29 protein-coding genes and 1 riboswitch are annotated in these 26,437 nt (G+C 44.2%); of the genes, 10 read left to right on the top strand and 19 right to left on the bottom strand.

Going from position 1 to position 26,437, the window contains the following annotated elements; genetic code table 11:
• The first annotated feature begins 26 nt into the window (after positions 1-26).
• Together cssR and cssS are read left to right on the top strand one after the other, a co-directional pair.
• The gene (gene cssR, locus HC660_RS16620; protein WP_168748709.1) at positions 27-704 is read left to right on the top strand and encodes a two-component system response regulator CssR; all 678 of its coding nucleotides are present in this window, start codon (positions 27-29) and stop codon (positions 702-704) included.
• Entirely contained in the window at positions 701-2,056 is a 1,356-nt protein-coding gene (gene cssS / locus HC660_RS16625; RefSeq protein ID WP_010331824.1) for a two-component system sensor histidine kinase CssS, read from the top strand. Before cssR ends, cssS begins: the two co-directional genes overlap by 4 nt.
• A gap of 27 nt (positions 2,057-2,083) precedes the next feature.
• Here cssS and spxO read toward each other — a convergent pair whose 3' ends face one another.
• On the bottom strand, positions 2,084-2,248 hold the full coding sequence (gene spxO, locus HC660_RS16630) for an anti-adapter protein SpxO (RefSeq protein WP_003221681.1): 165 nt from the start codon (positions 2,246-2,248) through the stop codon (positions 2,084-2,086).
• Positions 2,249-2,416: 168 nt separating this feature from the next.
• Between spxO and HC660_RS16635 the strand changes: the two genes are divergently transcribed.
• A complete protein-coding gene (locus tag HC660_RS16635; protein ID WP_168748710.1) occupies positions 2,417-3,292 on the top strand; it encodes a TetR/AcrR family transcriptional regulator in 876 nt (291 codons plus the stop codon).
• Between the two features lie 37 nt (positions 3,293-3,329).
• Here the strand turns inward: HC660_RS16635 and fumC are convergent, their stop codons facing one another.
• Both fumC and HC660_RS16645 read right to left on the bottom strand, forming a co-directional pair.
• Positions 3,330-4,718, bottom strand: a complete 1,389-nt coding sequence (gene fumC / locus HC660_RS16640; protein WP_168748711.1) for a class II fumarate hydratase — start codon at positions 4,716-4,718, stop codon at positions 3,330-3,332.
• Positions 4,719-4,784: 66 nt separating this feature from the next.
• Positions 4,785-4,970, bottom strand: coding sequence for a YvzF family protein (locus HC660_RS16645; protein WP_010331829.1), 186 nt, complete (start codon positions 4,968-4,970; stop codon positions 4,785-4,787).
• A gap of 117 nt (positions 4,971-5,087) precedes the next feature.
• Here HC660_RS16645 and gerAA point away from each other — a divergent pair, with 117 nt between their 5' ends.
• The 3 genes from gerAA to gerAC are packed head-to-tail and all read left to right on the top strand — an operon-like array spanning position 5,088 to position 8,720.
• A complete protein-coding gene (gerAA, locus tag HC660_RS16650) occupies positions 5,088-6,536 on the top strand; it encodes a spore germination receptor protein GerAA (RefSeq protein WP_168748712.1) in 1,449 nt (482 codons plus the stop codon).
• Positions 6,505-7,602: a spore germination receptor protein GerAB gene (gerAB, locus tag HC660_RS16655; protein ID WP_168748713.1), complete on the top strand. Its 1,098-nt coding sequence runs from the start codon at positions 6,505-6,507 to the stop codon at positions 7,600-7,602. Before gerAA ends, gerAB begins: the two co-directional genes overlap by 32 nt.
• On the top strand, positions 7,599-8,720 hold the full coding sequence (gerAC, locus tag HC660_RS16660) for a spore germination receptor protein GerAC (protein ID WP_168748714.1): 1,122 nt from the start codon (positions 7,599-7,601) through the stop codon (positions 8,718-8,720). The genes gerAB and gerAC overlap by 4 nt, the downstream gene beginning before the upstream one ends.
• 6 nt (positions 8,721-8,726) lie before the next feature.
• On the opposite strand, the gene liaR is transcribed toward gerAC, so the two are convergent.
• From liaR to HC660_RS16715, 11 genes are all read right to left on the bottom strand, one after another.
• Positions 8,727-9,362: a two-component system response regulator LiaR gene (gene liaR, locus HC660_RS16665; RefSeq protein ID WP_168748715.1), complete on the bottom strand. Its 636-nt coding sequence runs from the start codon at positions 9,360-9,362 to the stop codon at positions 8,727-8,729.
• Positions 9,340-10,422 (bottom strand): two-component system sensor histidine kinase LiaS, encoded by a 1,083-nt coding sequence (gene liaS, locus HC660_RS16670; protein WP_168748716.1) that lies wholly within the window; start codon positions 10,420-10,422, stop codon positions 9,340-9,342. Before liaS ends, liaR begins: the two co-directional genes overlap by 23 nt.
• A complete protein-coding gene (gene liaF, locus HC660_RS16675; RefSeq protein WP_168748717.1) occupies positions 10,419-11,147 on the bottom strand; it encodes a cell wall-active antibiotics response protein LiaF in 729 nt (242 codons plus the stop codon). Before liaF ends, liaS begins: the two co-directional genes overlap by 4 nt.
• 34 nt (positions 11,148-11,181) lie before the next feature.
• Positions 11,182-12,054 (bottom strand): LiaG family protein, encoded by an 873-nt coding sequence (gene liaG / locus HC660_RS16680; protein WP_168748718.1) that lies wholly within the window; start codon positions 12,052-12,054, stop codon positions 11,182-11,184.
• A gap of 99 nt (positions 12,055-12,153) precedes the next feature.
• Positions 12,154-12,834: a stress responsive protein LiaH gene (gene liaH / locus HC660_RS16685; RefSeq protein ID WP_010331838.1), complete on the bottom strand. Its 681-nt coding sequence runs from the start codon at positions 12,832-12,834 to the stop codon at positions 12,154-12,156.
• Between the two features lie 26 nt (positions 12,835-12,860).
• Positions 12,861-13,241 carry a cell envelope stress-induced membrane anchor protein LiaI gene (gene liaI, locus HC660_RS16690; protein ID WP_010331839.1) on the bottom strand — a complete coding sequence of 127 codons (381 nt, stop codon included), beginning with the start codon at positions 13,239-13,241 and terminating at the stop codon, positions 12,861-12,863.
• 161 nt (positions 13,242-13,402) lie between these two features.
• Entirely contained in the window at positions 13,403-14,671 is a 1,269-nt protein-coding gene (locus tag HC660_RS16695; protein ID WP_168748719.1) for an MFS transporter, read from the bottom strand.
• A gap of 161 nt (positions 14,672-14,832) precedes the next feature.
• Entirely contained in the window at positions 14,833-15,426 is a 594-nt protein-coding gene (locus tag HC660_RS16700) for a cob(I)yrinic acid a,c-diamide adenosyltransferase (protein ID WP_168748720.1), read from the bottom strand.
• A 22-nt stretch (positions 15,427-15,448) separates the two neighbouring features.
• A complete protein-coding gene (locus HC660_RS16705; RefSeq protein ID WP_168749504.1) occupies positions 15,449-16,789 on the bottom strand; it encodes an ABC transporter ATP-binding protein in 1,341 nt (446 codons plus the stop codon).
• Positions 16,789-17,850: a FecCD family ABC transporter permease gene (locus tag HC660_RS16710; protein ID WP_168748721.1), complete on the bottom strand. Its 1,062-nt coding sequence runs from the start codon at positions 17,848-17,850 to the stop codon at positions 16,789-16,791. The genes HC660_RS16705 and HC660_RS16710 overlap by 1 nt, the downstream gene beginning before the upstream one ends.
• A complete protein-coding gene (locus tag HC660_RS16715; RefSeq protein WP_168748722.1) occupies positions 17,813-18,766 on the bottom strand; it encodes an ABC transporter substrate-binding protein in 954 nt (317 codons plus the stop codon). The genes HC660_RS16710 and HC660_RS16715 overlap by 38 nt, the downstream gene beginning before the upstream one ends.
• Before the next feature lie 102 nt (positions 18,767-18,868).
• Positions 18,869-19,007: riboswitch (cobalamin riboswitch) on the bottom strand.
• 154 nt (positions 19,008-19,161) lie between these two features.
• On the opposite strand from HC660_RS16715, the gene HC660_RS16720 reads away from it, so the two are divergent.
• Positions 19,162-19,953 carry an SDR family NAD(P)-dependent oxidoreductase gene (locus HC660_RS16720; protein ID WP_010331846.1) on the top strand — a complete coding sequence of 264 codons (792 nt, stop codon included), beginning with the start codon at positions 19,162-19,164 and terminating at the stop codon, positions 19,951-19,953.
• A gap of 35 nt (positions 19,954-19,988) precedes the next feature.
• On the opposite strand, the gene HC660_RS16725 is transcribed toward HC660_RS16720, so the two are convergent.
• The 5 genes from HC660_RS16725 to sigO all read right to left on the bottom strand — a co-directional run bounded on the left by HC660_RS16725 (position 19,989) and on the right by sigO (position 24,318).
• Positions 19,989-20,867 carry an SMP-30/gluconolactonase/LRE family protein gene (locus HC660_RS16725; RefSeq protein ID WP_010331847.1) on the bottom strand — a complete coding sequence of 293 codons (879 nt, stop codon included), beginning with the start codon at positions 20,865-20,867 and terminating at the stop codon, positions 19,989-19,991.
• 69 nt (positions 20,868-20,936) lie between these two features.
• On the bottom strand, positions 20,937-22,679 hold the full coding sequence (gene yvrG / locus HC660_RS16730) for a two-component system sensor histidine kinase YvrG (RefSeq protein ID WP_010331848.1): 1,743 nt from the start codon (positions 22,677-22,679) through the stop codon (positions 20,937-20,939).
• Entirely contained in the window at positions 22,676-23,395 is a 720-nt protein-coding gene (gene yvrH, locus HC660_RS16735; protein WP_026014607.1) for a two-component system response regulator YvrH, read from the bottom strand. The genes yvrG and yvrH overlap by 4 nt, the downstream gene beginning before the upstream one ends.
• 152 nt (positions 23,396-23,547) lie before the next feature.
• On the bottom strand, positions 23,548-23,784 hold the full coding sequence (rsoA, locus tag HC660_RS16740; protein WP_168748723.1) for a sigma-O factor regulator RsoA: 237 nt from the start codon (positions 23,782-23,784) through the stop codon (positions 23,548-23,550).
• A 3-nt stretch (positions 23,785-23,787) separates the two neighbouring features.
• Positions 23,788-24,318, bottom strand: a complete 531-nt coding sequence (gene sigO / locus HC660_RS16745) for an RNA polymerase sigma factor SigO (RefSeq protein ID WP_168749505.1) — start codon at positions 24,316-24,318, stop codon at positions 23,788-23,790.
• A gap of 205 nt (positions 24,319-24,523) precedes the next feature.
• Between sigO and HC660_RS16750 the strand changes: the two genes are divergently transcribed.
• The 3 genes from HC660_RS16750 to HC660_RS16760 all read left to right on the top strand — a co-directional run bounded on the left by HC660_RS16750 (position 24,524) and on the right by HC660_RS16760 (position 26,420).
• Positions 24,524-24,679 carry a YvrJ family protein gene (locus HC660_RS16750; RefSeq protein WP_010331852.1) on the top strand — a complete coding sequence of 52 codons (156 nt, stop codon included), beginning with the start codon at positions 24,524-24,526 and terminating at the stop codon, positions 24,677-24,679.
• 118 nt (positions 24,680-24,797) lie between these two features.
• Entirely contained in the window at positions 24,798-25,955 is a 1,158-nt protein-coding gene (gene oxdC, locus HC660_RS16755; RefSeq protein ID WP_010331853.1) for an oxalate decarboxylase, read from the top strand.
• 63 nt (positions 25,956-26,018) lie between these two features.
• Entirely contained in the window at positions 26,019-26,420 is a 402-nt protein-coding gene (locus tag HC660_RS16760) for an acid stress-sensitive anti sigma factor RsiO (RefSeq protein ID WP_168748724.1), read from the top strand.
• Positions 26,421-26,437 lie beyond the last annotated feature (17 nt).

Genomic DNA, 26,437 nt, shown 5'->3' on the forward strand with positions numbered 1-26,437 from the left:
ATGACGTTGAAAGGATGTGAAGAGCCTTGTCATATACCATTTATCTAGTTGAGGATGAGGATAATCTGAATGAATTGCTGACGAAGTATTTAGAGAATGAGGGCTGGAACATTACATCTTTTACGAAAGGCGAAGACGCCAGAAAAAAAATGACGCCGTCTCCCCACCTGTGGATTCTCGATATCATGCTGCCGGATACTGACGGCTATACATTAATAAAAGAAATTAAAGAGAAGGACCCTGACGTGCCGGTCATTTTTATTTCCGCACGAGACGCCGATATTGACAGAGTGCTTGGGTTAGAGCTTGGAAGCAATGACTATATTTCAAAACCATTTCTCCCGCGGGAACTGATTATACGTGTGCAAAAGCTGTTGCAGCTTGTCTATAAGGAAGCGCCGTCCGCACAAAAGAACGAAACTGTCGTCTCCTCCTATCGGGTCGCAGAAGACGCCCGAGAGGTTTATGATGAAAACGGCAATTTGATTAATTTAACGTCGAAGGAATTTGATCTCCTCCTCTTATTTATCCATCATAAAGGACATCCATACTCCCGTGAGGATATTCTCGTCAAGGTATGGGGACATGATTACTTTGGAACTGACCGCGTTGTTGACGATCTTGTCCGGAGGCTGCGTAAAAAGATGCCTGAACTCAAAGTGGAGACCATTTACGGGTTTGGCTACAGGATGATGACATCATGAAAAACAAGCCTCTCTCGTTTCAAATATGGGTTGTCATCTCCGGCATCCTGTTAGCCATATCGATTTTATTGCTTGTTTTATTTTCAAACACGCTGCGTGATTTTTTCACCAATGAAACGTACACCACCATTGAAAATGAACAGCATGTGCTGACCGAGTACCGCCTGCCTGGTTCAATCGAAAGGCGCTATTACAGCGAGGAAGCCACGGCACCGACGACCGTGCGCTCTGTTCAGCACGTGCTTCTGCCCGAAAATGAAGCGGCTTCTTCAGACAAGGATTTACGAATCCTGTCGTCTGATTTTATCCATAAGGTATACCAGCTGGCTGATAAACAGGAAGCCAAAAAGAAACGATACAGCGCTGAAATTAATGGCGAAAAAGTGTTTTTTGTCATTAAGAAGGGACTTTCCGTAAACGGGCAATCCGCCATGATGCTGTCCTATGCACTTGATTCATATCGGGACGATCTGGCCTTCACTCTGTTCAAACAGCTGCTGTTTATTATAGCGGTTGTCATTTTATTGAGCTGGATTCCGGCGATTTGGCTTGCGAAATATTTATCAAGGCCTCTCGTTTCGTTTGAAAAGCACGTCAAACGAATTTCAGAACAGGATTGGGATGATCCTGTCATAGTGGATCGGAAAGATGAAATCGGCAAATTGGGGCATACCATCGAAGAGATGCGCCAAAAGCTTGTGCAAAAGGATGAAACAGAAAGAACCCTTTTACAAAATATTTCACACGATTTAAAAACGCCTGTTATGGTGATCAGGGGATACACCCAGTCCATTAAAGACGGGATTTTTCCTAAAGGAGATCTTGAAAATACAGTAGATGTCATTGAAGGCGAAGCCCTTAAGCTGGAGAAAAAAATAAAAGATTTATTATATTTAACAAAGCTCGATTATTTATCTAAGCAAAAAGTACAACATGAAACATTCAGTATTATGGAAGTGACAGAAGAAGTCATTGAAAGACTGAAATGGGCGCGAAAAGAATTATCATGGGGAATTGATGTAGATGAAGACATTCTTATGCCGGGTGATCCCGAGCAATGGAACAAGCTTCTAGAGAACATACTGGAAAATCAAATCCGTTACGCCGCAACAAAGATTGAAATCATCATGAAACAGGATGATCAGAATATCTTTATCACCATTAAAAATGACGGACCGCATATTGAAGATGAGATGCTTTCCAGCCTCTATGAGCCTTTTAATAAAGGGAAGAAAGGCGAATTCGGCATTGGTCTCAGCATCGTAAAACGTATTTTAACTCTTCATAAGGCGTCTATCTCAATTGAAAATGACAAAACGGGTGTAACATACCGCATAGCAGTGCCAAAATAGACTGTAGATATTTTTGCAGTCTATTTTTTATGTGAAAGAATAGCCGTTAAAATCTCTGTAATTTGTTTTGAGCGGCTGTTTGCATTGATGAACCCATTTTTTCTCTGACAACGTCTGCTTCGGATATTTGACTTTTTCCACTTTAATTCCTCTGTTTCGCAAGCGGCTGATCATTTCGTCCAATTCTCTCATTTCAGATTCACCCTTTCGCTTGAGCTTTGACCGTTCGGTCATCTCAATCTATAATATAAATAATACATGATAAAAAAACAAGTTACAATAAGGTTAAATTTAAAACGTACGGTATGACTATATGGTCATATCCTATGTAGGCCTCAAGCTCCGAAAGGGTGGAACCATTTGAAGGAAAAAGAGAAGCTGATTATTGAAACAGCCATTAAACTGTTTGCCCAAAAAGGATATAACGCAACATCAGTTCAAGAAATTGCCAAAGCATGCAAGATTTCAAAAGGCGCTTTTTATATTTATTTTCCTTCTAAAGAAGCGCTGCTTTTATCTATGCTGAATTTCTATTATGATAAAACATTTACCCGTATTTTAAATATTAAAACGAAAGGCGACAGCCCTAGAACAGCTTACCGCAAGCAGCTTACCGTGTTCTATGAAAACATCCTTGAACACAAAGACTTTATTACAATGCAAATGAAGGAAGGTTCTCTGCCTTACACGGATGAAGTAGAGCAATGCGCAAAAAAAATCCGCCAGACTTCCCTTCAATTTCACATTGACAGTCTGTTAAACATATACGGAGAAAAAGCTGAACCATATACAGCGGAGCTTTGTTTTCTAATAGAAGGAATCAGCCAGATTTACCTGGAATGCATGATTTTGCTCGGTTATACTGTGAAGCCGGATCAATTAGCAGATATCGTTATTAACCGCATTGATGATATGGTTAAAGGCATGTCTGAACGAAACGATGAGCCTTTCATCACATTAGAAGAAGCAAGCTCTTTATTCGGGCCCCTGTCTCACGGACGGCCTGACCCGCTGACTGAATCGATTGTGAAAAGCCTTCGTGAGAAAATAAAAAGCTTGAACACAAACTCCTCCCTTGAATTATCGGAGAGCTTGGACATACTTGAAGCAGAAATGAAGAAAAAAACACCGAAGCTGGTGATCATAAAAGGAATGATCCATAACCTGATGGAGTCGGAAGCTCTCGCAGAAGATGCCGAGCAGCTTACATTTCTCTTGAAACATCAATATATTTAGAAGAACGGCTGCTTCACAAGCAGCCGTTTTTTCTCTATTACGCCTTTGGTTTTACCATATCTTCCGGTTTCACCATTTCGTTAAATTGTTCTTCTGTCAGCAATTCAAGCTTCAAAGCCGCTTCTTTCAGCGTCAATCCCTCTTTATGGGCAAGCTTGGCAATTTTTGCGGCGTTTTCATATCCGATATGCGGATTCAGCGCCGTAACCAGCATTAAGGAATTCGACAAGTTTTCCTGAATCGTTTCTTTATTTGGCTCGATACCGACGGCACACTTATCATGGAAGGAGTTCATTCCGTCACTCAGCAGCTGCACGGATTGCAGGAAGTTGTAAATGATCACAGGTTTAAATACGTTTAGTTCAAAGTTCCCCTGACTTGCGGCAAAGCCGATTGTCGCATCGTTCCCCATAATTTGCGCTGCGATCATCGTCAGTGCTTCACTTTGTGTCGGGTTCACTTTTCCAGGCATAATGGAGCTGCCAGGCTCATTTTCAGGAATGACAATCTCCCCGATGCCGCAGCGAGGTCCGCTCGCAAGCCATCTGACATCGTTTGCGATTTTCATTAAATCAGCGGCAAGAGCTTTTAAGGCGCCGTGTGCATATGTGATTTCGTCATGGCTTGTCAGCGCGTGGAATTTATTCGACGAGCTGTTAAACGTTTGACCTGTCAGTTTCGTGATCTCCTCTGAAACAAGCTCTCCAAATTCAGGGTGAGCATTGATTCCTGTTCCGACAGCTGTACCTCCGATTGCAAGCGCACGCATTTTGTCTGTCGCTTCTAAAATCATTTCCTTCGAGCGATCGAGCATGTGCACCCATCCGCTGATTTCCTGTCCAAGCGTCAGAGGTGTGGCATCCTGAAGATGCGTACGTCCGATTTTTACAATATCATTGTATGCTTTCGCTTTTTCGTCTAACGTATTGCGAAGCTGATCAAGCGCAGGCACAAGCTGTTCATAGACAGATAAAACGGCAGCAACGTGCATCGCTGTCGGGAATGTATCGTTTGAGCTTTGGCTGCGGTTAACGTCATCATTTGGATGAATTGTTTGATCAGAGTTCTTTTCTTTTAATAACGCGGTCGCGCGATTGGCCACCACTTCGTTCATGTTCATGTTGCTTTGTGTTCCGCTTCCGGTCTGCCATACAACAAGCGGGAAGTTATCATCATATTTGCCTTTGAGCACATCATCACAAACTGTTGCAATAGCTTCCGCTTTTTCCGCATCTAGGTTGCCTAATCGTTTATTAGCGATCGCCGTGCTGCGTTTCAATATTGCAAACGCCTTCACAACACGCATCGGCATTTTTTCAGAACCAATCTTGAAGTTCTCCTTGCTTCGCTGTGTTTGGGCGCCCCAAAATTTATCAGCAGGAACTTTTACTTCTCCCATGGTGTCTCGTTCAATTCTGTAGTCCATTTATGTATCCCTCCATAACGGTTGCTTCAATAGATCATAATTCGCCAGTGACATTAAAAATCCTTTTTATTTTTCGATCTTGGCAGATTTTAATTTTAATTCAAGATATACGCGGGAATCCTTTGAATATTTGTACTTCGGATTCGTTCGTCCGTACTCCCTTGATGTATAAGAGACATCGTAATGCTTTTCAAATGATTTAATGAGCTGTTCTATTTCTTCTTGTTTTCCTGCAAGTCTTACCTGTGCCACTTCGTATCCTCCGCTTTCATAAAAAAACTTACACCATGAAATACTCTAACACAGTATATCATTTTTTTAACAGGAAAAGATAACCTCTACTAAGGTTTTGGATAAGAGGTGACCTCGTTGGAACAAACAGAGTTTAAGGAATATATACACGATAATTTAGCATTGGTGCTTCCAAAATTAAAAGAAAACGATGATCTGGTAAAAAACAAAAAAATGCTCTCCAACGGTCTTGTTTTTTACTATCTCTATTTTAGTGAACTGAATGATCAGAAGAAGGTTGAAGAATCGATTAAAACCTTAATCAAAGATGAAGATACCCTCACGCTTGACCAAGTTAAAAAACGCCTTGACCAGCTTGACGCAAGACCTGTTGAAACCGCAAAAAAAACGGTCGAATCCATTCTCAGCGGCAAGTGTGCTGTGTTTATCAACGGATTGGACAAAGTCTATATTCTATCTACAGTAAAGAAAAAAACAAGGAGCCTGGCAGAGCCGACAACTGAAAAAGTGGTTCGCGGACCAAAAGTTGCATTTGTAGAGGATATCGATACAAATCTCGCTTTGATCAGACAAAGAACCTCTCATCCGAAGTTAATCACCAAAAAAATCATGATCGGCAAAGACAAGCTGAAGCAGGCAGCCATTATGTACATTGAGGGCAAAGCAAAAAAGTTCGTCATAAAAGAAGTAAAAGCGCGGCTTAAAAATGTCCAACTTGAGGATATTCAGGACAGCGGAACGCTTGAGGAGCTCATTGAAGATAATAAATTTTCGCCGTTTCCGCAGGTTCAAAATACGGAAAGACCGGATAAGGTATCGTCGGCCCTGTTTAACGGCCGTGTGGCCATTTTGGTCGACAGTTCACCATTTGTGCTGCTGGTCCCTGTTTCTCTCGGTGTCCTGATGCAGTCCCCGGATGACTACTATGAACGCTGGATTTCAGCATCTCTAATCCGGACACTGCGTTTTGCTTCTATCTTCATCACCTTGTTTTTGTCATCTATTTATATTGCACTCGTTTCCTTCCATCAAGGGCTGCTGCCGACCGCGCTCGCCGTCACGATTTCGGCAAACAGGGAAAACGTGCCGTTTCCGCCGATATTTGAAGCCTTGCTGATGGAAGTGACGATCGAGCTGCTCAGAGAAGCCGGGCTGCGTCTTCCCAACCCGCTTGGCCAGACGATCGGCCTCGTCGGGGGCGTAGTCATCGGACAAGCGGCGGTAGAGGCGAATCTCGTCAGTTCGATTATGGTCATCGTTGTCAGCGTCATTGCCCTTGCATCCTTTACCGTTCCCCAGTACGGAATGGGTTTGTCTTTCCGGGTGCTGCGTTTTATTTCGATGTTTTCCGCCGCTATTCTTGGGCTGTACGGGATTATTTTATTTATGCTTGTTATTTATACGCATCTAACGAGACAAACGAGCTTTGGATCTCCGTATTTTTCGCCAAACGGATTCTTCAGCCTGAAAAATACGGATGATTCCATTATCCGTCTCCCAATTAAAAACAAACCAAAAGAGGCGAATAATCCAAATGAGCCAAAAACAGACTCCACTGAAACTTAATACCTTCCAAGGTATTGCTATTGTTGCAAATACGATGCTTGGTGCCGGTCTTTTAACATTGCCGCGAGCGCTCACCACTAAGGCTAATACTCCTGACGGCTGGATCTCGCTGATATTAGAAGGTGTCATTTTTATCTTTTTCATTTATTTAAACACGCTCATTCAGAAAAAACATCAATACTCTTCTCTATTTGAGTATTTGCAGGAAGGGCTTGGGAAATGGATCGGCAGCATCTTCGGCCTTTTGATCTGCTGCTATTTTATCGGAGTGGCCAGCTTTGAAACCAGGGCGATGGCTGAAATGGTAAAGTTTTTCCTGCTGGAGAGAACGCCGATTCAGGTCATTATCTTAACGTTTATCTGCTGCGGCATCTATTTAATTGTTGGAGGGTTAAGTGATGTGTCTCGGCTGTTTCCCTTTTACTTAATAGTAACGATTATTATTTTACTGGTTGTGTTTGGGATCAGTTTTAAAATTTTTGACATCAATAATTTGCGCCCTGTTTTAGGCGAAGGTCTTGGACCCATTGCGAACTCCCTGACTGTTGTCTCCATATCTTTCTTAGGAATGGAAATAATGCTGTTTCTCCCTGAACATATGAAGAAAAAGAAATACACATTTAGATACGCGGCTTTCGGTTTTCTGATTCCGATTATTTTATATATCCTGACGTATGTCATTGTTGTCGGGGCTTTGACCGCTCCTGAGGTAAAAACGCTGATCTGGCCGACCATTTCTCTCTTTCAGTCTTTTGAGCTCAAGGGCATATTCATTGAACGGTTTGAATCGTTTTTACTGGTCGTCTGGATCATTCAATTTTTCACAACGTTTGTCATTTACGGATATTTTGCCGCTAACGGACTGAAGAAGACGTTTGGATTATCGACTAAAAAAAGCATGGTTCTCATTGGCGCGGCTGTCTATTATTTTTCTCTATGGCCGGATGACTCTAATCAGGTCATGATGTATAGCGATTATCTCGGATACATTTTCGTCTGCCTGTTTTTACTTCCCTTCATTCTCTTTTTCATTGTAGCTGTCAAAAGGAGGATTACAGCAAAATGAAAATCCGCATTTTAAGTATGTTCATATGCATCCTGTTGCTGTCCGGATGCTGGGATAGCCAGAATATTGAGGAATTAAGCCTGATCATCGGTGTTGGCTTGGACAAGCCGGATGATAAAAATTTAGAACTTACACAGCAGATTCTTGTGCCGAAAAAAATCAGCTCCAAGGAAGGCTCTTCATCTGACCCAACACAGCTTTCTATCACAAAGGGTGAAACGGTCCATCAAATGATGAGAACATCTGCATTAAAACATAACCCTACGTTTTCACAGCATTTGCGTCTCATTCTGCTTTCCAAGAGCGTGATTGCGGATCATATTGGAATGGACGCGATCATTAACCAGTTTGTCAGAGACAATGGAACAAGGAGGAGTTCGTACGTCTTTGTCACCGATGGCAGGACTAAGGATATATTTAAAATGAATGATCAAGGAGAGCCCGCATCCAATGTGATTTATGATCTGACAGAGAATAATGCGGTGACGATTAGAATGATGGAGCCTGTTACATTGGGAGAGATCTCAGAACACTTGACCTCTGATGATTCGTTCCTTATCCCTCATGTCGGTGAGGAAAACGGCAAACTCGCGATAAACGGAGCTTCTATCATCAAAGATAAATTATGGAACCGGGATCTAACACCGATTGAGGTTCAAAATATCAACTTATTTACAGGCACTGTCGAAGGAGGCGTCATTGACTTGAAGCGCGATGGCTATCTTTTTTCTTATGAGGTGTATTCGAGCAATCGGAAGATCAAGACGGCCTACAAGGACGGAAAGTTCAAATTCACTGTCACACGCAATATTGAAGGTCGTTTATCAGAGGACTGGAATCCGAATGAAGATTCATTTAAGGATTCATATATCAAAGATATTGAAAAGACAGTCGAAAAACGATTACACGAAACAGTAACAGCATTTATTACAGGCAAGCTGCAGAAAGATATCAAAGCAGATGTAACCGGGCTGCGAAACGAAGTCAGAATTCATTATCCTCAAAAGTGGAAAAAGATCTCAAGAAAATGGGATGATGATTATTTCAGCAATGCGGAAATAGACTACCGGGTCAATGTGGTTGTCAGAGACTTCGGGACGAAAGGCGCAAACAAATAGCGGACTCTATTTCACGAGGTGATTTCGGTGTGCGTACACAGCTGCCTGCGTCCGGTCGCTGACATCCAGCTTTGATAAAATATTGGTGATGTGGGTTTTGACTGTTTTGATCGTGATAAACAGCTCCTCACCTATCTCTTTATTTGTTTTTCCTTCTGCAATCAGACAGAGAATCTCAAGCTCCCGTTTCGTGAGGGATTCATGCGGGAGCGCGTTTTCACCTGAGTGGCGCAGCCGGGATAATACTTTCCCCGCCACTTTTGATTCTAGCTTTGGCTCTCCCTTGCTTGCGGCACGGATCGCATCAGCGATTTCGGCCGCTTTTGATGTTTTTAGTAGGTAGCTGAGCGCTCCCGCTTCAATAACCGGATACACTTTATCATCATCAATGAAGCTTGTGAGCACAATAATTTTCGGATCGGAAAGCTTCTGGCAAATTTGCTTTGTCGCTTCAATGCCGTCCATGCCTTCCATGACAAGATCCATTAAAATCACATCAGGCTGTAATTCAACAGCAAGCTGTACACCCTCGCTGCCATCAGACGCTTCGCCGATGACATCTATATCGGGCTGCGCCTCCAAAAAAGCGGCGAGTCCCATTCTGACCATTTCATGATCATCAATCAACAATACTCGAATCACGTTCGTTCTCTCCTTTTTCTTCCGGGAAAATCGGGACCTTTACTTCAATTTGTGTACCTTTTCCTTCAACCGAAATCACCTCGGCGACTCCGCCGATTTCGCTTGCACGTTCTTTCATCGAATTCAAGCCGTAGGATGACGCTTTTACCTGCTCCATCTTGAATCCTTTTCCGTTATCAATGACCTTCAGCCGCAGCTGATTGTTTTTTGCGCCGAGAATCACGGATACTTTTGAGGCTTTTGAGTGCCTGAATACATTGGAAAGAGCCTCCTGTACGATCCTGAATAAATGATCCTCTACGCCTTTGGAAATCGGCGTATCCTGTATGTCCCATTCGATATCAAGCGGCTGTTTTTTCCGAAACTCGTCCAAAAGCTCCGTAAGCCCCTCCTTCAGCCCCTTCCCTTCGAGCGTCACAGGTCTTAAATGGAGCAGCAGCGCCCTCATTTCATTTTGGGCTTCTCCCGCCATGTGCTCTACCATCTTGATCCGTTTCACCGTTTTATCATCCGTATCTTTTACGTGTTCTAATACAGCGGAGGTCATCATCGATATCGCAAAGAGCTGCTGGCTGACAGCATCGTGCAGATCTCTGGCCAATCGCTGGCGTTCTTCTGTGATGACTGATTTTTTCATTTGCACCTGCCATTCAGCCCGTTCATTTGAAAGCTTTTGCAGGGAAGCTACTTGAAGTTCAACCCGCTTCGCCATTTCATTCAGCTGATCGGCTGCAAGCCCGATTTCATCGTCCCCGAGCGGCGGTATACGATAAGCGAAGTTGCCATTTTCAAATGTTAAAATCGATTCAATCAATGTATCGACCCTTGTTTTCAGCCGGTTGCCGTACATGTACCCTGACGCAAAACCGATCGTAAGGCTGATCAGCACCAAAATCAGGATAAACGGAATCCCGAACCAGCTTGACGACAGCAACACAAACGGATCAAGCCGATAGTAAACCATCATAAAAGAAATCAAGCAGACAAATAGAAGCAGACTGATTCCCGTTGTCATGCGAATGGCACGCCATTGGAGACTGGCAAGCAGTTTTTTTCTCATACGTATTTCACATCCACATCACCGATAAATAGGGAGACGGATATTTTCACCCGGCGTTTGGACTCGCTGAAATCAGAAGACGCGGCGTATACCTTTGTGCTTAATCCGCTTTTCTTCGAACCGATCAGATTAATGTCGCCGATAAAAACGGACGAGCTGACAGCCACTTCAAGATCTGATGGAACATAAATATCAACGTTTCCGATCACTCCGCTGATGACAATGGTGCTCTCTCCCTCCGGAATCATCGCTTTTGACAAGTCGATTTTCACATCGCCGATAAAACCCGATACAGTTAAATCATTCAGATCAAACGGCTGCTTCATCATCAGAAGTTCGCCGATAAAAAAGCTTCGCATGTCAGGATGTTTCACATCTTTTGGGGGCTCGGACTGTTTTTCTTTTTCCGTTAAATCGGTAGGTTTCTCATTCGGTTCAAAAATAGGCTTTCCTTTCACAAGCCGGTAGCCGGCGTAAATTAAAAATGCGGCAAACGCGTAGCCAAATAAGTTAAAGGTGATGCTGAACAGATTTTTCAAAAATAAGAAAGCGGCAAAGATGTACATGACGGACCCAAGCCAGTCACGGGAGTATTTTTTCAAAAAATAACCGGCAATCAGAAAAAAGAGCGGCCAAAACAGCAGATCGCCTACTCCGATAATTTGCAAAAACATGCTGATGCCAAATAAAGCAATGATAAGTCCAAGAAGCTGTTTTTTTGTCATTCTGGTTGTTCCGCCTCCTTTCTTCTGCCAGATGCTACCGTATCGCTACATCCCCGCTGCCTGTTTTAATATCGACTAGATGCTGTCCGCTTCCTTGTGAGCCTGTGATTTGATGATGATCTTTATGTGTTGTATCAGCAAATGGGTACGCCGAACTGACGCTTCCGCTCTCTGAAGCAGCATTGACTTTGAAACTGCCGTTTTCGGGAAGCTCCAGATTCACATCACCGCTCGTCAATGTGACAGCTGAAGAGCCCGCTGCCTTTTTTAAATCCGCGTCAACGTTTCCTGATGTCATCCGTATATCAAGTGAGCCTGAAACACCATCCAAGTTTGCGTCGCCTGAAGTTAAGCGGATGCTGGCCGTTTTAGCGTCTGTATTTGATATCGACACATCTCCGGAAGAGCCCTTCACCTCCAGCTCCTGTAGGCGGATACCCGTTACGGTCATATTCCCGCTTGCAGATGCTGCGTTCAGCTTAGAAAGCGTGAGATGTTTATTACCGTCTACAGACACGTCGCCGCTTGAGGTTCTCACAGCCAAACCGCCTTTGTACGTGTATGGAATGCGGACGACAAGGGCAGATCGATGAAATCCATTCAAAAATTGAAATTCTTTTTCCTTTGCCGTCAGCTCCAGCTTTCTTCTCTTTTCAGCCACAAACAATTTCCCCGAGTCACCTGAGATGGTTGCTGATATGTCATTACGCTCTTCCGCTATGATCTTCACATTCTTGTTATCCGATTCAATGATTACGCTTTCGATCTCATGCGGTGAAGCACTGGCTGAATCAGCTTCAGTTCCGTTTATGAATGAAAGACCTTCAGCAAACACGTCTTTGATAACAACCGCAGAAAAAATAAGAATACCGGCAATGATCAGCAGTTTGCCCAGCATTTTTTTCATTTGTTTTCATCCTTCTCATTTATTCTATTATAAAGGAAAAGCCTGTGAATGAATACGTGCGGAAGGGAAGGACTTGACGAAAACCCTTCCCTGTCCTGTTTATTCATTTGCTGCATGTGAGGTTTGATCTGATTTTTTCAAAGAGAGTTCCCGCATCTTTTCGATTTCAGCTTCTACTTCGTCTGCAAATTCACTTTGGCTCGTTTCTGTGCCGGCTTCCGCTGACTTCGAATAATCGGCACGGATTTCCAATTCCTCAATTCGGTTTTCTATCCGGAGAAATTCCCGATACGCGCTTTCACTGTCAATTTTGTCGAATGTCGCGTTCATATGCTCTTTTGCTTTTGCAGCGTTTGCCCGGGCAATCAGCGCCTGTTTTTTATCCTTTACGTCCTGTAGCCTTGTTTCAAGTGTGGCCAGCTGTTCTTTCAGCTCAGCCAGCTGGCTGCTTGCCTGTTCATAGGAAGCTTTGTGCTCTGCTGCCTTTCCCTCTAAATACTTCATTTCTGTCAGCGCTTTTTTTGCAAGCTCTTCTTCACCGGCATCAAAAGCGAGCTGAGCTTGATTCTTACGCTTTCCAGCCACTTCATTTGCTTCTTCATATTTTTTCTTAAATTGATAGGCGATCGTATGCTGTTTGACGATCGTTTGTTTTGCTTTTGCAATATCGCTTTCCATATCACGAACGTACTGATTCAGCATCACCTTAGGGTTCTCCAGTTTATCCAAGCCTTCATGAACTGACGCAACAAACATATCTCTCATTCTTTTTAATACCATACTGTTATTCCTCCTCATATCATGTGTTATTTTTTCTTTAAGAAATTTTCCCATTCGTCATCAAAATGAGACTGGTAGCCGGCAGAAGCTGGTTCAGGGTCAAAGCTTGACATATCGCTTTCCGCGGATCCGTTTTTCATCAGTTTCCAGCCGTAATACACCATAGCAGCCGCGAGTGCAATGCCGACGAGAAACGGAAGTGAGCAAATGAGCATCATCGCCCCGATTCCGCCCAAGATGATACCTGTGATGGTTTTGCCTGCTGCGAATCTTTTAATTCCCGCGTATGTCAGCAATCCTCCGATCGCAAGCGGAATGATAAAGCCGAAGCTGCCGCCCCCAAAAAAGACGGAGATTCCAAATACAATTAATAAGAATCCGCCTATCGTTTTCTTGTTGATCTTCATGCAGATCCTCCTTTCGTTTTCCTTGTCTTCATCTTATACAAAACACAAGATGAGCAAAACGAATCAGAGATTGATTTTTGGATAAGACCAGAGTCGTAGACAGCACCGGACCCAGCGGCATAAAAAAAGCCATGCACGAGGCATGGCGTCTTCAAAAACCTTTACATATGAACACTTGCTTCCCTTTCTTTTACCAAATCGGATTGTTCTGCTTTGGCCAGCTTTGTAAACAGAAGAATTCCAATCCCCGCGATAATTTCCACAACTCCCCCGGCAGCGATCACATTTCCTGAACCAAAAGCGGTTGCGGCATATCCGCAAATGACAGCGCCGGCCGGAATTGAAATATTTGAGATCATATGTATGACGGCATAAACTTGCGGCTGGTCCTCACTATCGACAGATGTCTGTATAATTGTATACTCGGGAACATTGATTGCACTGACTGCAGCGCCAAATGTAAAAGCGGCGAAAAAGACGAGCGGCAAAAAGGTATTCATTCCGGTAATAAAGAAAGCGAATCCTTCAATGATGCCGGCGGTTACGAAAAGCAGTCCGTACTTGTTTACTTTTACTTTTGTCAGTACAAACCCCAATAAAAACGCGCCTATTGCGGTGGTGGCTTTTAATAGCGAATACACAATCGGCTGTCCGTTTAAATCCTCCGCAACATATACAGCGGAGAGCGCTTCCCAAGGGGCTGCCGCGAAATTCATAAAGATACAATAGATAGCAAGCGGATATAAGATTTGGTGTTTTCTGACTAGGACAAAACCGCGTTTCAGTCTGCCAAAATATGTACCTCTCTGTGCAACGGCCGCTGATTCCGATTTTGTTTCAACAGCAGTGTATTTAATAAAGAGAACAAGAAAACCAGAAATAAGATAAAGTACGAGAGCCATAAGCATTGTATAAGAAGGACTGATAAACGTAAGGAGAGCGCCGCATAGTGTCACAGCTCCAAGACGGACAATTTGGGCGGACGACTGCAGCACAGCATTTGCTTTTTGAATGCCTTTTTCATCTACAATTTGCGGGATTAAAGCAATGGAAGCAGGATTATAGGCAGCGCCAGTAGCTGAATGCACAATCATAAGAGTCATAACAAACCACAGCGGAGAGAACCCGCCGAAATGGCAGAGCGGAATGATTAAAACAACCGCGGCTCTTGTCAGGTCTGAAAAGTACATCCAGAATTTTAATGTATTCTGTTTCATGAAAGGACCCGTCACAGGTGCTAAAACAGCTTCCGGCAAAAAGGTGACAGCAATCAATAAAGCAGTTCCGATCGCACCTTCACCGTCAAAAATTAAAAACCATAATATCGAATTAAATGCGAACATATCGCCGGAAATCTTGACTATTCTTGAGAAGAAAAGGAAGTTGAAATTTCTCTTCCAGACGCTATCACTTTCAATGAATCCCACCATCAATCAGAGCCCCCCACTGCCTATTTTTTACATCAATTTGTTACAATATCTCATTTTTCCATTTTTCAGTCAATAATTCATAAGGTTCATTTTTTGTCGTAAAAAGGGAAATTGACAAAATGAAAAAATAAAAAGCCGGCATGTATTGAAAATGCCAGCTTTCATTCATGTTTTTTTGATTCGCTGCTGTTTCGATCGCGAAACACAATAGCGCTTCTTTCATACTCCACGTCGTCAATACCGCTTCTCACATTGACAACCCGTGCTGCGGCAAAGAAATAGTCGGACAACCGATTGAGATAACGGAGCACCATTTCATGGATCTCTTCCGTTTTCATCAGCGCCACCACTTGGCGTTCCGCCCGCCTTGTAATCGTGCGTGCCACATGGAGAAGCGAAGCGGCCTTTGATCCGCCCGGAAGAATAAATCTCTTTAGGTCAGGTGCCTCTTCTGTATAGGCGTCGATGCGCATTTCTAAAAAGGAGACGGATTCTTCCTTCAACTTATAGTCTCTTTTTTCTGTGATGATTGCCAGATCGCCCCCGCAGTCAAAGAGCTCGTGCTGGATGTTGAGCAGCTCGGCCGTTAGATCCTCAAAGCCACGCTTTCCGGAGAGCTCAGCCAAGGCCAGCCCGACAAAACTGTTCAGCTCATCAATCGTGCCGTAGCTTTCTACTCGGAGGCTGTCCTTATCTGTTCTGCCTCCGATTAAGCTCGTTTGCCCGTTATCGCCTGTTTTTGTATATAGTTTCATCATATCTGTCTCCTTTACAGACTTATTCAAGCAGGTCCGCAGCCTCTCGCACACATTCAGCTGTCCCAAACCGAATCAATTGTTTCAGCCGTTTTTCTATGTTTTCTTCTGAAGATGTCTCTTTAGTTTGTGTCGCTGCAACGAGGATTTCTCCAGGTTCATTTTGTTCACCGCCCAGCACTTTCATGCGCTCGGCTTCCGCTCCCATGACAGCCCTGACGAAGAATTGGTCTGTCGCAAAGCCGTTGATCAAAATCCATATCGAAAAGCCAGACATGACACAAATACAAACGGACAGCTCTTCGTCTTCAAACGTACGGCACACAAGCCGGTCAAGTCTGCCGGAGGAGGCCATCGCACAGGTTTCCTGCGGATAAAAGCCGTTTTCAGATAAATAGGCTGTAAGCCCTTCTTTTTGATCTGAATGGGCAGGCAGCCGTTTATGGAGAAACGTCCGGTTCCAAGAAAAGCCTGAACCGATAGGAGCCGAAGACAGCGTCCGGAGCGGGATTTCCGTTTGCAAAAGGATCTCGTCGCGCCGCACTTGCAGCAAAGCTTCAAATGGAATCGCCTGCAGCTTTAGGGCGGCCTCTTCAGGCTGAATCGCAATAAGCGGTTTAGGCAATTGATGATGGAGTAAGGCGCTGACTTTCGTGTTATACAACGCCTTTATGTGCTCTTCTGTGATGGCAGTTTCCGGTTTTTGCTTAGGCCCGGCTGTTCCGTTTTTTATAAAGACGATTTCATCACAGTACAGGCTAGCGGTATTAAGATCGTGAAAAACACTGACAGCAGCCAGCCCATTTTCTCTCGTCAGGCGCTTGATAAGATCGAGCAGTTCTTTTTGATAGGCCAAATCCAGAAAAGTAGTCGGTTCGTCTAAAAATAAAATGCGCGGCTGCTGCGCCAGTGCTTGAGCCAAATAAACCCGCTGCTGTTCACCCCCGCTTAGATCACGAATCGATTTGTCAGCGAAGGCAAGTACCCCTGTTTGTTTCATCGCATTCTCAATGATGGCTTCATCCTCTTCAGTCTGCTGGCTGAACAGCCCTTTTTGAAATGGGTATCTGCCGAAGGATACGGTTTCTTTGACAGTAAAGCTAAAGGCTTGATCTGTTTTTTGCGGCAGAACTGCCATCATTTGCGCCAGTTCCTTCGGCTTATATTCAGTGAGTGGTTTGCCAGCCAGACAAACGGAGCCTTCTATTGGCGGAAGTGTTCCTGTCAGCAAGTGAAGCAGTGTTGTTTTTCCACTCCCATTCGGTCCGAGAATGCCAAGAAATTCTCCCTTCTTCACTGTTAAACTGATATTTTTAATCAGCCGGCTGTCTCCGTAACCTCCCGACAGCCCTTCTGCCTTAATCATAAGCTTCTCCCCCCGCGATGCTGCCGAATTAAAATCAGAGCGAAAACAGGAGCTCCCGCTAAAGCTGTAATAATGCCGATCGGCAATTCAATCGGCTCAATCATTGTTCTCGATAGCAGATCGGCCAAGACGAGAAATCCCGCGCCAAGCAAGGCAGACAGCGGCAATAAATGCCGATGATCCGTTCCCCACAGCAATCTTGTGATATGCGGAATCACAAGTCCGACAAAGCCAATGGTGCCGGATACAGCCACAGCGCCGCCCGTCAGCAGTGACCCTGCAATTAAAATCATCATTTTTCTATGCTGGACGCTGACCCCGAGAAGCCTCGCTTTCTCCTCTCCATAGGTCATCACGTTGAGTTCCCTTCCGTTTATGATCAGCAGCATGATTCCTAAAAGAAAAAACGGGAGAAACAGCGCAACGTAGCTCCAGCCTCTCATCGAGACGCTGCCAAGCAGCCAATGCACAATAGGCAGTAAATTATCTCCTGTCAGAGCAATGACAAGAGAAATAAATGCGCCCAAAAATGAATTGATGATGACACCGGTCAAAATGAGGGTGGAAACAGACATTGATGCATGAACGAGGCGGCTGAAGAAAAGGACCGCCGCCATCGTGACAAGTGCCGCGGTTACACTCACAACCGGCAGTGTAAAGCCTCCGATGACAGGAAGCTGCAGGCTAAAGAATAGGGTCACAACCGCCCCCACTGAAGCACCGGATGAAACACCGAGCGTGTAGGGATCAGCAAGCGGATTTTTCAACAGCCCCTGAAAAGCAGCCCCAGCGATAGAAAGAGCCGCCCCCACAAGGGCGGCCAGCACAACTCTCGGCAGTCTGATATTCAACATAATATTTGTATACATTGGATCATAGGAGCCGGCAGAGCCGCCAAAGCCTTCATGCCAAAAGATATGGAAGATGGCGGGTATCGGAATTTGCAGACTGCCGCAGGAAATCCCCAATATGATACTAGCGGCTAAAAATAAGAAACTGATGCTATAAGCAGCAAAACGATTATTCTTTAAACGTATCCGGGTAAATGCTTTCCGCAAGTTCTTCGACCCCTTCGATCAGACGCGGACCTGAACGTGTGACGAGATCCGGATCAACATCATAAACGCGATGATGTTTCACAGCATTGATTCCGCTCCAGCCATCGCGTTTTTCCACCGCATCCGCTTTTACACCGTCCGTTGTGACAATGGTGTCTGGATTCAGCTTAACGATGGCCTCGTCTGTCATTTGCACCCAGCCTTTTTGATCCGCTGCAGCGTTTTTAGCATGGATGACATTCAGCATTTCATTCATAAACGTGTCTTTTCCGGTTGTGTAAATGTCAGGATCAGGCGAAACCTCAATAAAGACGCTTTTTTCCTCGTCTTTTGAAATGGATTTCGCTTTTTCTTTAATCTCCTGCAGGTCTGATTTCATGCTGTTGACCAGTTGGCCCGCTTTTTTCTCGACCCCGGCAGCTTCACCGATCATTTCGATTGATTTGTATACCTCTGCGAAAGATTGTGCATCATTGACAGTCAGCACAGGAATGCCAGCGTCTTTCAGCTGCTTAATGGCATCAGCTGAGGCTGACATGGAAGATTCATGGGCGAGAACGAGATCAGGTTTAAGAGAAATGACTTTCTCAACGTTTACATTCATATCCCCAACCTTCTCAACCTGTTTGACTTCCTTTGGATATGTATCGTTTTTGGTGACGCCGACCACTTTGTCACCGAGTCCGAGAGCATATATAATTTCCGTGTTGCTCGGCATTAATGAAACAATTTTTTTCGGCTCCTTTTTGATGGTAACGTCTTCGCTTGACGCATCATCAATTGTGACAGGGAACGCTTCAGACGCGGCTGTCTTTTGCTTTGCAACGGAATCCTTCTCATCTGCCGCATTGCCGCAGCCTGAAATCATAATAGCGGTCAGCAGAAGCGCCGTCCATATTCCGGCTAATTTTTTCATACCCTTTCCTCCTAAATGAACTAAAAAAGCATCTCTACGATGGTAAAGACGCTGTAAACAACAAAAAAGCCTATTGTTTACACATCATCTGTCCTCGCAGACTTCGTGCTTATCAAACAGGCAGGTATCCTGGCTCTTGGCGCAAAGGCCAATTACAGTGGCGGGACCGCACCGGCTTTTACCGGTTTCCCTATTAAGCCGGCTATTTTCACGTACCGGCACCTGTTTGACATTCGTATCCTTTTTCGGAGTTATTATACTATATGGCTGACAGGCTTGTATATGCAGTATGAATGACTTTTCCGCCGCTGCATGTATGGAAGCAAAATTCTCGTAAACACTAAATTTCATCTTGTATACTAAGTAGCATGATCAATAAAAAAGGAATGATTTTTATGGACTTACAGCTAAAAGACAAGCTCGTCTTAATCACAGGCTCAACTTCCGGCATCGGGAAAGCCGCGGCGAAAAGCTTTTTGCAAGAAGGTGCAGCCGTTGTAGTCAATGGCCGAACACAAGAGACAGTCGATCGCACGGTTGAGGAGCTTTCTTCCTATGGAACGGTGCATGGAGCAGCCGCCGACTTATCAAAACCGGATGAAGCAGCAGCTTTTCTGGAAAAAGTGAAGCAGATCGGTGATATAGATGTTCTTGTCAACAACCTCGGTTTCTTTGAAGTGAAGGATTTCGCCGAGGTAACGGATGAAGAATGGAATCAATATTTTGAAGTAAACGTGATGAGCGCTGTTCGGACAAGCCGTCACTTCCTTCCAAAGATGCTTGCCAAAAACAGCGGCCGCATTTTGAATATTGCAAGTGAAGCAGGCGTTAAACCGCTTCCGACTATGATTCCTTATTCAATGACCAAAACAGCGCTGATCAGCCTGTCCAGAGGAATGGCTGAAATGACGAAGGGCACAAACGTTACGGTTAATTCAGTGCTTCCGGGACCTACTTGGACAGAAGGCGTTGCGTCCTATATGGAGGGCGCCGCAAAGGCAGCCGGCCAGGATACAGATACATTTGTGCAAGACTATTTTAAAGTGAATGAGCCGACTTCACTCATTCAAAGATACGCAACAGCTGAAGAAGTCGCCAACACAATTGTATTCCTCGCATCTGATGCCGCATCTGCCATTAATGGCACGGCACAGCGTGTGGAAGGCGGAATTATCCGTTCACTTTAAATGCAAAAACGCATCCGTTTTCGGATGCGTTTTTTTTATAACTCCCCAGCGAATGGAACCGGCTGATATCCGCCCGTTTCAAGTCTGGCTGAAAACAATCCGCCCGCATGAGGCTGTTCATATCTTTCTGTTTCGGTCATTTGTTCAGTAGCTGTTGTGATGTAAAGGGTTTTCATGTCTTGGCCGCCGAACGCACAGCACGTGACATATTTGGCCGGAACACTTATTGAATCAATTTCTTTTTTCTGAAAAGGATCAATGTGAACCACACGGCTTCCGCCAAACAGCGCTACCCACAGCATGCCGTTTTGATCAATTGTCATGCCATCCGGCAGCCCATCCGATTTTTCAAAACGATAGACAGTCTCGGGGTTTGAGACGTTTCCGCTTTCGGGATCGTATTGATAGCACACAATCTCCTGCGTCGGCGTGTCAATGTAGTACATCAGGTTGCGTTCGCGATCCCAATCCAAACCGTTCGAGGTTGAGACTTGATCTTTCATTTTGACAAGGCTCCCATCTGCGTCCAAACGATAAAGCGAGGCTTGTTTTTGTTCGCCTTCCATGCTCGTCGTCCCTGCCCAAAGCCTTCCGTACGGATCACATTTGGCGTCGTTAAACCGAAGGCTCTCATGCATATCCTTCGGCTGTTTGATTTTTTCAAGACTGTCATCATGAAGATGATACAGGTAAAAACCGTCTTTCATCGTCATGATCAGCTCATCCTTTGAATATTTCGCAAGCGCCGTCACAAAGGATGTAAATTTGACCGAACGATTGATTTTTTCTTTAGGATCAAAAATATGGAGTTCACTTCCTAAAATATCAACCCAATATAGTCGGCCGTTTTCTTCATCCCATAACGGGCCTTCACCGATTACTGCCCTAGTATCTGCTTCTAATACTGCATCCATGTGTAACACCTCTTTAGCTTCATTCTATATATTGTTATTCCCGGCAAAGAGATGTCCAAACCACATGCCTTATTCTTTTTTGAAAAGGATGGTAATGACGGAGCCAATATTGATCCTGCTGTTGACGTGAATCGTTCCATTATGCAGGTGCACCAGCTCTTTGGCAATCGCCAGTCCAAGCCCCGTCCCGGCAGCCGGATCTTTCGTATTGGTTCCCCTGTAATAGCGGTTAAATAAATGGGTGATCGTCTCCTCATCCATTCCTCTCCCATTGTCTTTAACCTTCAATGAAATATGATTTTTTGTCTGTTCAAGAATCACCTGAATTGCTGTTCCTTTATCGTTGTGCTTCACAGCATTTCCGAGCAGATTTTCCAGGATGCGTCTGAACCAGGCTTCATCCAGTGCAAATTCAATATGCTCTTCTCTTGATACAAATGAGATATCATACCCTTCAGAAAACGGATTTTTCTTGAAATCCTCAATGACATTTTTAAAGAACGGAATGAGGCTTGTGAGGTTTCTCTCCATCGGCAGAGCGTCATTTTTTAGACGGTACGTTAAATTTAAGTCCTCGATGAGCTTTGACATGTATTCCGATTTCTCTCTGACCACCTGCCCCATTTCCTTCACTTCATCAGGAGACCAGTCGTATTGCTTCGATTCAAGCATCATGCTGTAGCCGTAAATGCTGCTGAGGGGTGTTTTTAAATCATGAGACAAACCGGCGATCCATTCTTCCCGTGTCGCCTGAATTTTTTCTCGGTTTCTCTTGTCCCGTCGCAGCGTTTCCGTCAGCTGATCCATAGATTCAAATATCTCACCGAAGAAACGGTACGGCTGTTTGATTTTCCCCTTTTTGTTTTTGCTGACTGGGCGCCCTTTACGGTTTTTCGGCTCTTCAAGCTTCCCTTTCGATAGATTGACAAGCCATTTGATTGTATGAAAAATCGGCAGGCCAAACCTGAACATATACCAGGCCGTCATCCAAAAAATATAGAGAAGCAGAACGCCCATAATCAGGAACATCGCTTTAAGGACAACATTAAGAAACGATTTGTTAAACTCCTGATCGGTTACATAGACAGGGTTCGGCACCGTAGCGACCATCCATCTGTCTTTATTGAGGATCTTAACGGAAATTTCCCGTTTATAGTTCCAGGGTTTAGAGCTGTATTTGAGCAGTTCCAGCTGGTTCATCGTTTTTCTTTCACTTTTTGTACTGTTGATGCTGTCGAGAATGTTCCCATCGCTGTCCAATAAGTAAATGGCGCCTTTTTCCCGCTTAATATAGTCAACTGTACCGGACTTATATTGTGACAAAGAGTCGAGGGACGGTTCACGGCTTTCAATGGAAGTCAGCAGCTGCTCGCTCTTTGACTTCCAGCCGAACAAGAGGAGATATGACTTGTCTTCAATATTGATTGCCCAATAATTCAGCTTATAGTTATCAAGCTTCTTGCTTTTATAAATAGACAAAAGCTCCTTCTTTGTGTAGGTGCCGGGCACGTCTTTCGGCACACTGTAGGAATAATCCGTTTTTCCATTAGAATCAATGATTTGCATCCAGCCGTGCTGTTTATCAACAGATTTCTTCAGGAAATCGTCCACTTCCCATGACCCGTCTTCGTTTACATCGAGATATGCCTCAAGCGTGTCAGTCGTTGCCTTTGTCAGCCCTGAATTGGATTCCGCATCGCTAAATCGCGAGTCTAAATAGAAAAAAGAAGCCACAAGCATGATCGAAAGAAGAAGGATAACAATCAGCATCTGCCCGAAAAAGTGAAACAGAAACTTCCATCTTAACCTCATGGGCGCTTTCCGTTTCCTTCTGGACTCGGAATAAAACGGTATCCGAGACCGCGAACGGTTACGATATATTCCGGATTGCTCGGGTCACGCTCAATTTTTTCCCGGAGCTTGCGGATATGAACCATGACCGTATTGTTATCTCCGTACGAAGGATAGCCCCATACTTTTTCATAAATTTGATCTTTAGAAAGCACCACATTGGGATGTTCGCAAAAATATTGAAGCAGCTGCAAAAGCTGAGCCGAACAGGCGACAGTTTCCCCGCCCACAATCAACTCGGCATTTTGCGGAGAAAATGTAAAGTAATCATATGTATAGGTTTTGTTTGTTTCAGCTGGTTTCGACTGATAGGTACGCTTTAAATGCGCTCTGATCCGCGCGGCTAATTCCAGCGGATTAAATGGTTTTGTAATATAATCATCAGCTCCGACCGCAAAACCAGATAATTTGTCAGCGTCCGATGATCTCGCCGTCAGGAAAAAAATCGGGGCGTCTGAATACTCCCTGATTAATGTGCAGGCCTCAAAACCGGTCATTCCGCCCATCATGACATCCAATACGATTAAATCAACCTTATTTGTCTTTACGATCGGAATGGCTTCCTCTGCACTTGCCGCATCCATTATATGTCGATAACCTTCTTTTTCGAGAACACGTTTGATCATATCTACAATCGCTTTCTCATCGTCTACGATTAAAATTGACGCATTTTCCACTTTTATGTTCCTTTCTGTCACTGTTTTTTTTCATCTTATCATTATATCGTTTCTTTTTGGTACATTTTTGAATAGGAGGGCTCTTGACGGGGGTGAACAGCAGAAAACGGGAACCTGCAAAAATGTTCCCGTTTTCTTAGAATGAGGTATCGTTATGAGTTCTCATCTACCATGTATAAAATAAACTCCCAAAATCCCGGAACATCCTGACACAGAAGCATATCAGCCTTTTCAAACATTTTGATTTTCAGCTCCTGCTCTAAATCTTCTCTTTCTTGATAGGACGTATTGCTGAGTTTTTTTCTGATCATCGGTGAAAAGCATGCAATCAGATGCTCAATGTCGTACATTTCATCATGATTCCTATTATGTTCAAACTGGCCGCTCACAGTTTACTTTTCCCCCTTTTTTTGCGCCGCTAGCTGCTTTCTAATATTTTCTAATCCCTTTTTATGAATATTAGAGATATTTTGCCGGGACTCACCTAATGAATCAGCGATTTCCTGCATCGTGGCACCGTGAAGATAGACTTTTGTCAGCACGCTTTTTTGTTTGTCAGTCAGATTCTGAATCGCTTGATAAAGCTGATAATCCTGGACATGCTGGCTCAAATCATCCTGCAGGTCTAAAAACTCCTCAAACGCGTCACTTCCAGTTTCGGAAGGAAGTCGTTCTCCTGCTTCCGGATGATCAACCGTCAGCGGATACCGTTTCTGATTTTTGCGAACCCGCTTATCAAAATCGATGGAAAAAATCCGAATCATCGAATTCATGTACTTGACGATGCGAATCTCCTTATAAAATTGCTTGAATTGCTCGTCCAGCGATTTTGCATCCTTTTCATTCGGGTTTTCCATTACATTTTTGAACAAACGGTAATGTTGAGGATTGCTCAAAAAATGCCTCACGATGGGATGCTTCATAATCTCCTTACATTTCGATCGCAACAGACCCTGATAGTCCATCAAACCGCCTCCCTACTAAATTAAATGAAGGAAAGCAAAAAAAAGTAAACTACTACTTTCAGACTAGCGCTTGCTGAAGCAAACCTTCCAGTCATGGTTTACGATTTCTTGGGTTCCCTTCACTTACTTACATGACTGCACAAAAAGGAGGGAGGTGTTTTTCATGGATCAGGTTTTTATAGAGGAGGTCGTCAAGCAGATCAGCAATCTGGGGTTCCCGGCACTGATTGCGATGTACCTGCTGACCCGTTTCGAGAAAAAGTTCGATCAGCTCATTGAATTGATGACAGAGGTGAAAGATCAGAAAGCGAAACATTAATTTTGTATCGAAGTTGACTTTTCATCGTTTTTTTTCACTTAACAAGACAGAAGGGAAAACGAAAGGCCTTTCACATTCTCTTTCTGCGTCACATTTATTTTTAAGGAGGAGCTGGAAAATGAAAAAACAAAACGACATTCCACAGCCAATTAGAGGAGATAAGGGAGCGACAGTGAAAATCCCGCGTAATATTGAAAGGGACCGCCAGAATCCCGATATGCTTGTACCGCCGGAAACCGATCATGGCACCGTTGAAAATATGAAGTTTTCTTTCTCAGATACTCATAACCGTTTGGAAAAAGGCGGGTACGCCCGTGAAGTTACCGTACGTGAGCTGCCGATTTCAGAAAATCTGGCTTCTGTTAATATGCGGCTGAAGCCAGGCGCCATTCGCGAGCTTCATTGGCATAAGGAAGCAGAGTGGGCATACATGATCTATGGGAAAGCACGTGTCACGATCGTGGATGAAAAGGGCCGCAGCTTTATTGATGATGTAGGCGAGGGAGATTTATGGTACTTCCCGTCAGGCCTGCCGCACTCGATTCAAGCACTCGAAGAAGGGGCAGAGTTCCTGCTCGTGTTTGACGACGGGTCATTCTCTGAAAACAGCACATTCCAGCTGACAGACTGGCTTGCCCACACCCCTAAAGAAGTCATTGCCGCTAATTTCGGCGTGACAGAAGAAGAAATCGCCAATTTGCCAGGCAAAGAAAAATATATATTCGAAAAACCTGTACCCGGCTGTTTAAAAGATGACATTGTGGAAGGGCCGTACGGCGAAGTGCCTTATCCGTTTACGTACCGCCTTCTTGAACAGGAGCCGATTGCATCAGAAGGAGGAAAGGTGTACATTGCGGATTCGACAAACTTTACTGTGTCTAAAACCATTGCATCAGCGCTCGTAACTGTGGAACCTGGCGCAATGAGAGAGCTTCACTGGCATCCGAATACGCATGAATGGCAATATTACATCTCCGGTAAAGCGAGAATGACCGTTTTTGCTGCTGACGGCCATGCGAGAACCTTTAACTATCAAGCCGGTGATGTCGGTTATGTTCCATTTGCGATGGGCCACTACGTAGAAAACCTTGGCGATGAACCGCTCGTTTTTTTAGAAATCTTTAAAGATGACCATTATGCCGATGTGTCTTTAAACCAATGGCTCGCAATGCTTCCTGAAACCTTCGTCCAAGAACACCTTGACTTAGGCAAAGAATTTACGGATGTCCTTTCAAAGGAAAAGCATCCGGTTGTGAAAAAGAAAAGCAGTAAATAATAAACAACTGGCAGCTTGCAGAGAGCGCTCGTTCTCTGCAAGCGCTGATAAGGAGCTGAATCAGTGCTACATCAAAAAGATACAATAAAGCAGGCCGTACAGTACGTGCTGGCAGCGGCGGCTGTGTTATTTTGCTATTTCACTATCATTCTCAGTGTTTTTTCTTTGGCGGGAATGAGCTACCGATCAGCTGCTCATGTCCTGCTATTTGCTGTGTTATTTCTTGTGATCGGACTATGCTTTGAACCTTTTGAACGGCTGATGATACATAGTTTTACGTTTTTCAAGACTGGAAGACGAGCTTTTATCCTTATGGCCGGCACCGTCCAGCTGCTGTTTTTATGGATAACCGCTTATACGACAGATCAAATGATTCATGACATTTGGCTGTCAACCACAGAAGAGATGATTCTCGCAGCCGTTTTTCTTATTTTGGATAAATGCAATTCATCACTGCCCAGCTAAAAAAAGAACGCCATCCG

Origin of the sequence: Bacillus mojavensis (assembly GCF_012648005.1) — a bacterium.
GTDB classification, from domain to species: Bacteria; Bacillota; Bacilli; order Bacillales; family Bacillaceae; genus Bacillus; species Bacillus mojavensis.

Excerpts from the sequence above, each read along its gene's own strand:
- gerAB (WP_168748713.1), top strand. The coding sequence starts at position 6,505 with ATGAGCCAAAAACAGACTCCACTGAAACTTAATACCTTCCAAGGTATT.
- liaS (WP_168748716.1), bottom strand. The coding sequence starts at position 10,422 with ATGAGAAAAAAACTGCTTGCCAGTCTCCAATGGCGTGCCATTCGCATG.
- HC660_RS16725 (WP_010331847.1), bottom strand. The coding sequence starts at position 20,867 with ATGGATGCAGTATTAGAAGCAGATACTAGGGCAGTAATCGGTGAAGGC.
- HC660_RS16700 (WP_168748720.1), bottom strand. The coding sequence starts at position 15,426 with ATGAAACTATATACAAAAACAGGCGATAACGGGCAAACGAGCTTAATC.
- HC660_RS16715 (WP_168748722.1), bottom strand. The coding sequence starts at position 18,766 with ATGAAAAAATTAGCCGGAATATGGACGGCGCTTCTGCTGACCGCTATT.
- cssS (WP_010331824.1), top strand. The coding sequence starts at position 701 with ATGAAAAACAAGCCTCTCTCGTTTCAAATATGGGTTGTCATCTCCGGC.
- sigO (WP_168749505.1), bottom strand. The coding sequence starts at position 24,318 with ATGAAGCATCCCATCGTGAGGCATTTTTTGAGCAATCCTCAACATTAC.
- HC660_RS16695 (WP_168748719.1), bottom strand. The coding sequence starts at position 14,671 with ATGGTGGGATTCATTGAAAGTGATAGCGTCTGGAAGAGAAATTTCAAC.
- liaI (WP_010331839.1), bottom strand. The coding sequence starts at position 13,241 with ATGAAGATCAACAAGAAAACGATAGGCGGATTCTTATTAATTGTATTT.
- fumC (WP_168748711.1), bottom strand. The coding sequence starts at position 4,718 with ATGGACTACAGAATTGAACGAGACACCATGGGAGAAGTAAAAGTTCCT.
- gerAC (WP_168748714.1), top strand. The coding sequence starts at position 7,599 with ATGAAAATCCGCATTTTAAGTATGTTCATATGCATCCTGTTGCTGTCC.
- liaH (WP_010331838.1), bottom strand. The coding sequence starts at position 12,834 with ATGGTATTAAAAAGAATGAGAGATATGTTTGTTGCGTCAGTTCATGAA.
- oxdC (WP_010331853.1), top strand. The coding sequence starts at position 24,798 with ATGAAAAAACAAAACGACATTCCACAGCCAATTAGAGGAGATAAGGGA.
- spxO (WP_003221681.1), bottom strand. The coding sequence starts at position 2,248 with ATGAGAGAATTGGACGAAATGATCAGCCGCTTGCGAAACAGAGGAATT.
- HC660_RS16750 (WP_010331852.1), top strand. The coding sequence starts at position 24,524 with ATGGATCAGGTTTTTATAGAGGAGGTCGTCAAGCAGATCAGCAATCTG.
- liaG (WP_168748718.1), bottom strand. The coding sequence starts at position 12,054 with ATGAAAAAAATGCTGGGCAAACTGCTGATCATTGCCGGTATTCTTATT.
- liaF (WP_168748717.1), bottom strand. The coding sequence starts at position 11,147 with ATGACAAAAAAACAGCTTCTTGGACTTATCATTGCTTTATTTGGCATC.
- HC660_RS16720 (WP_010331846.1), top strand. The coding sequence starts at position 19,162 with ATGGACTTACAGCTAAAAGACAAGCTCGTCTTAATCACAGGCTCAACT.
- yvrG (WP_010331848.1), bottom strand. The coding sequence starts at position 22,679 with ATGAGGTTAAGATGGAAGTTTCTGTTTCACTTTTTCGGGCAGATGCTG.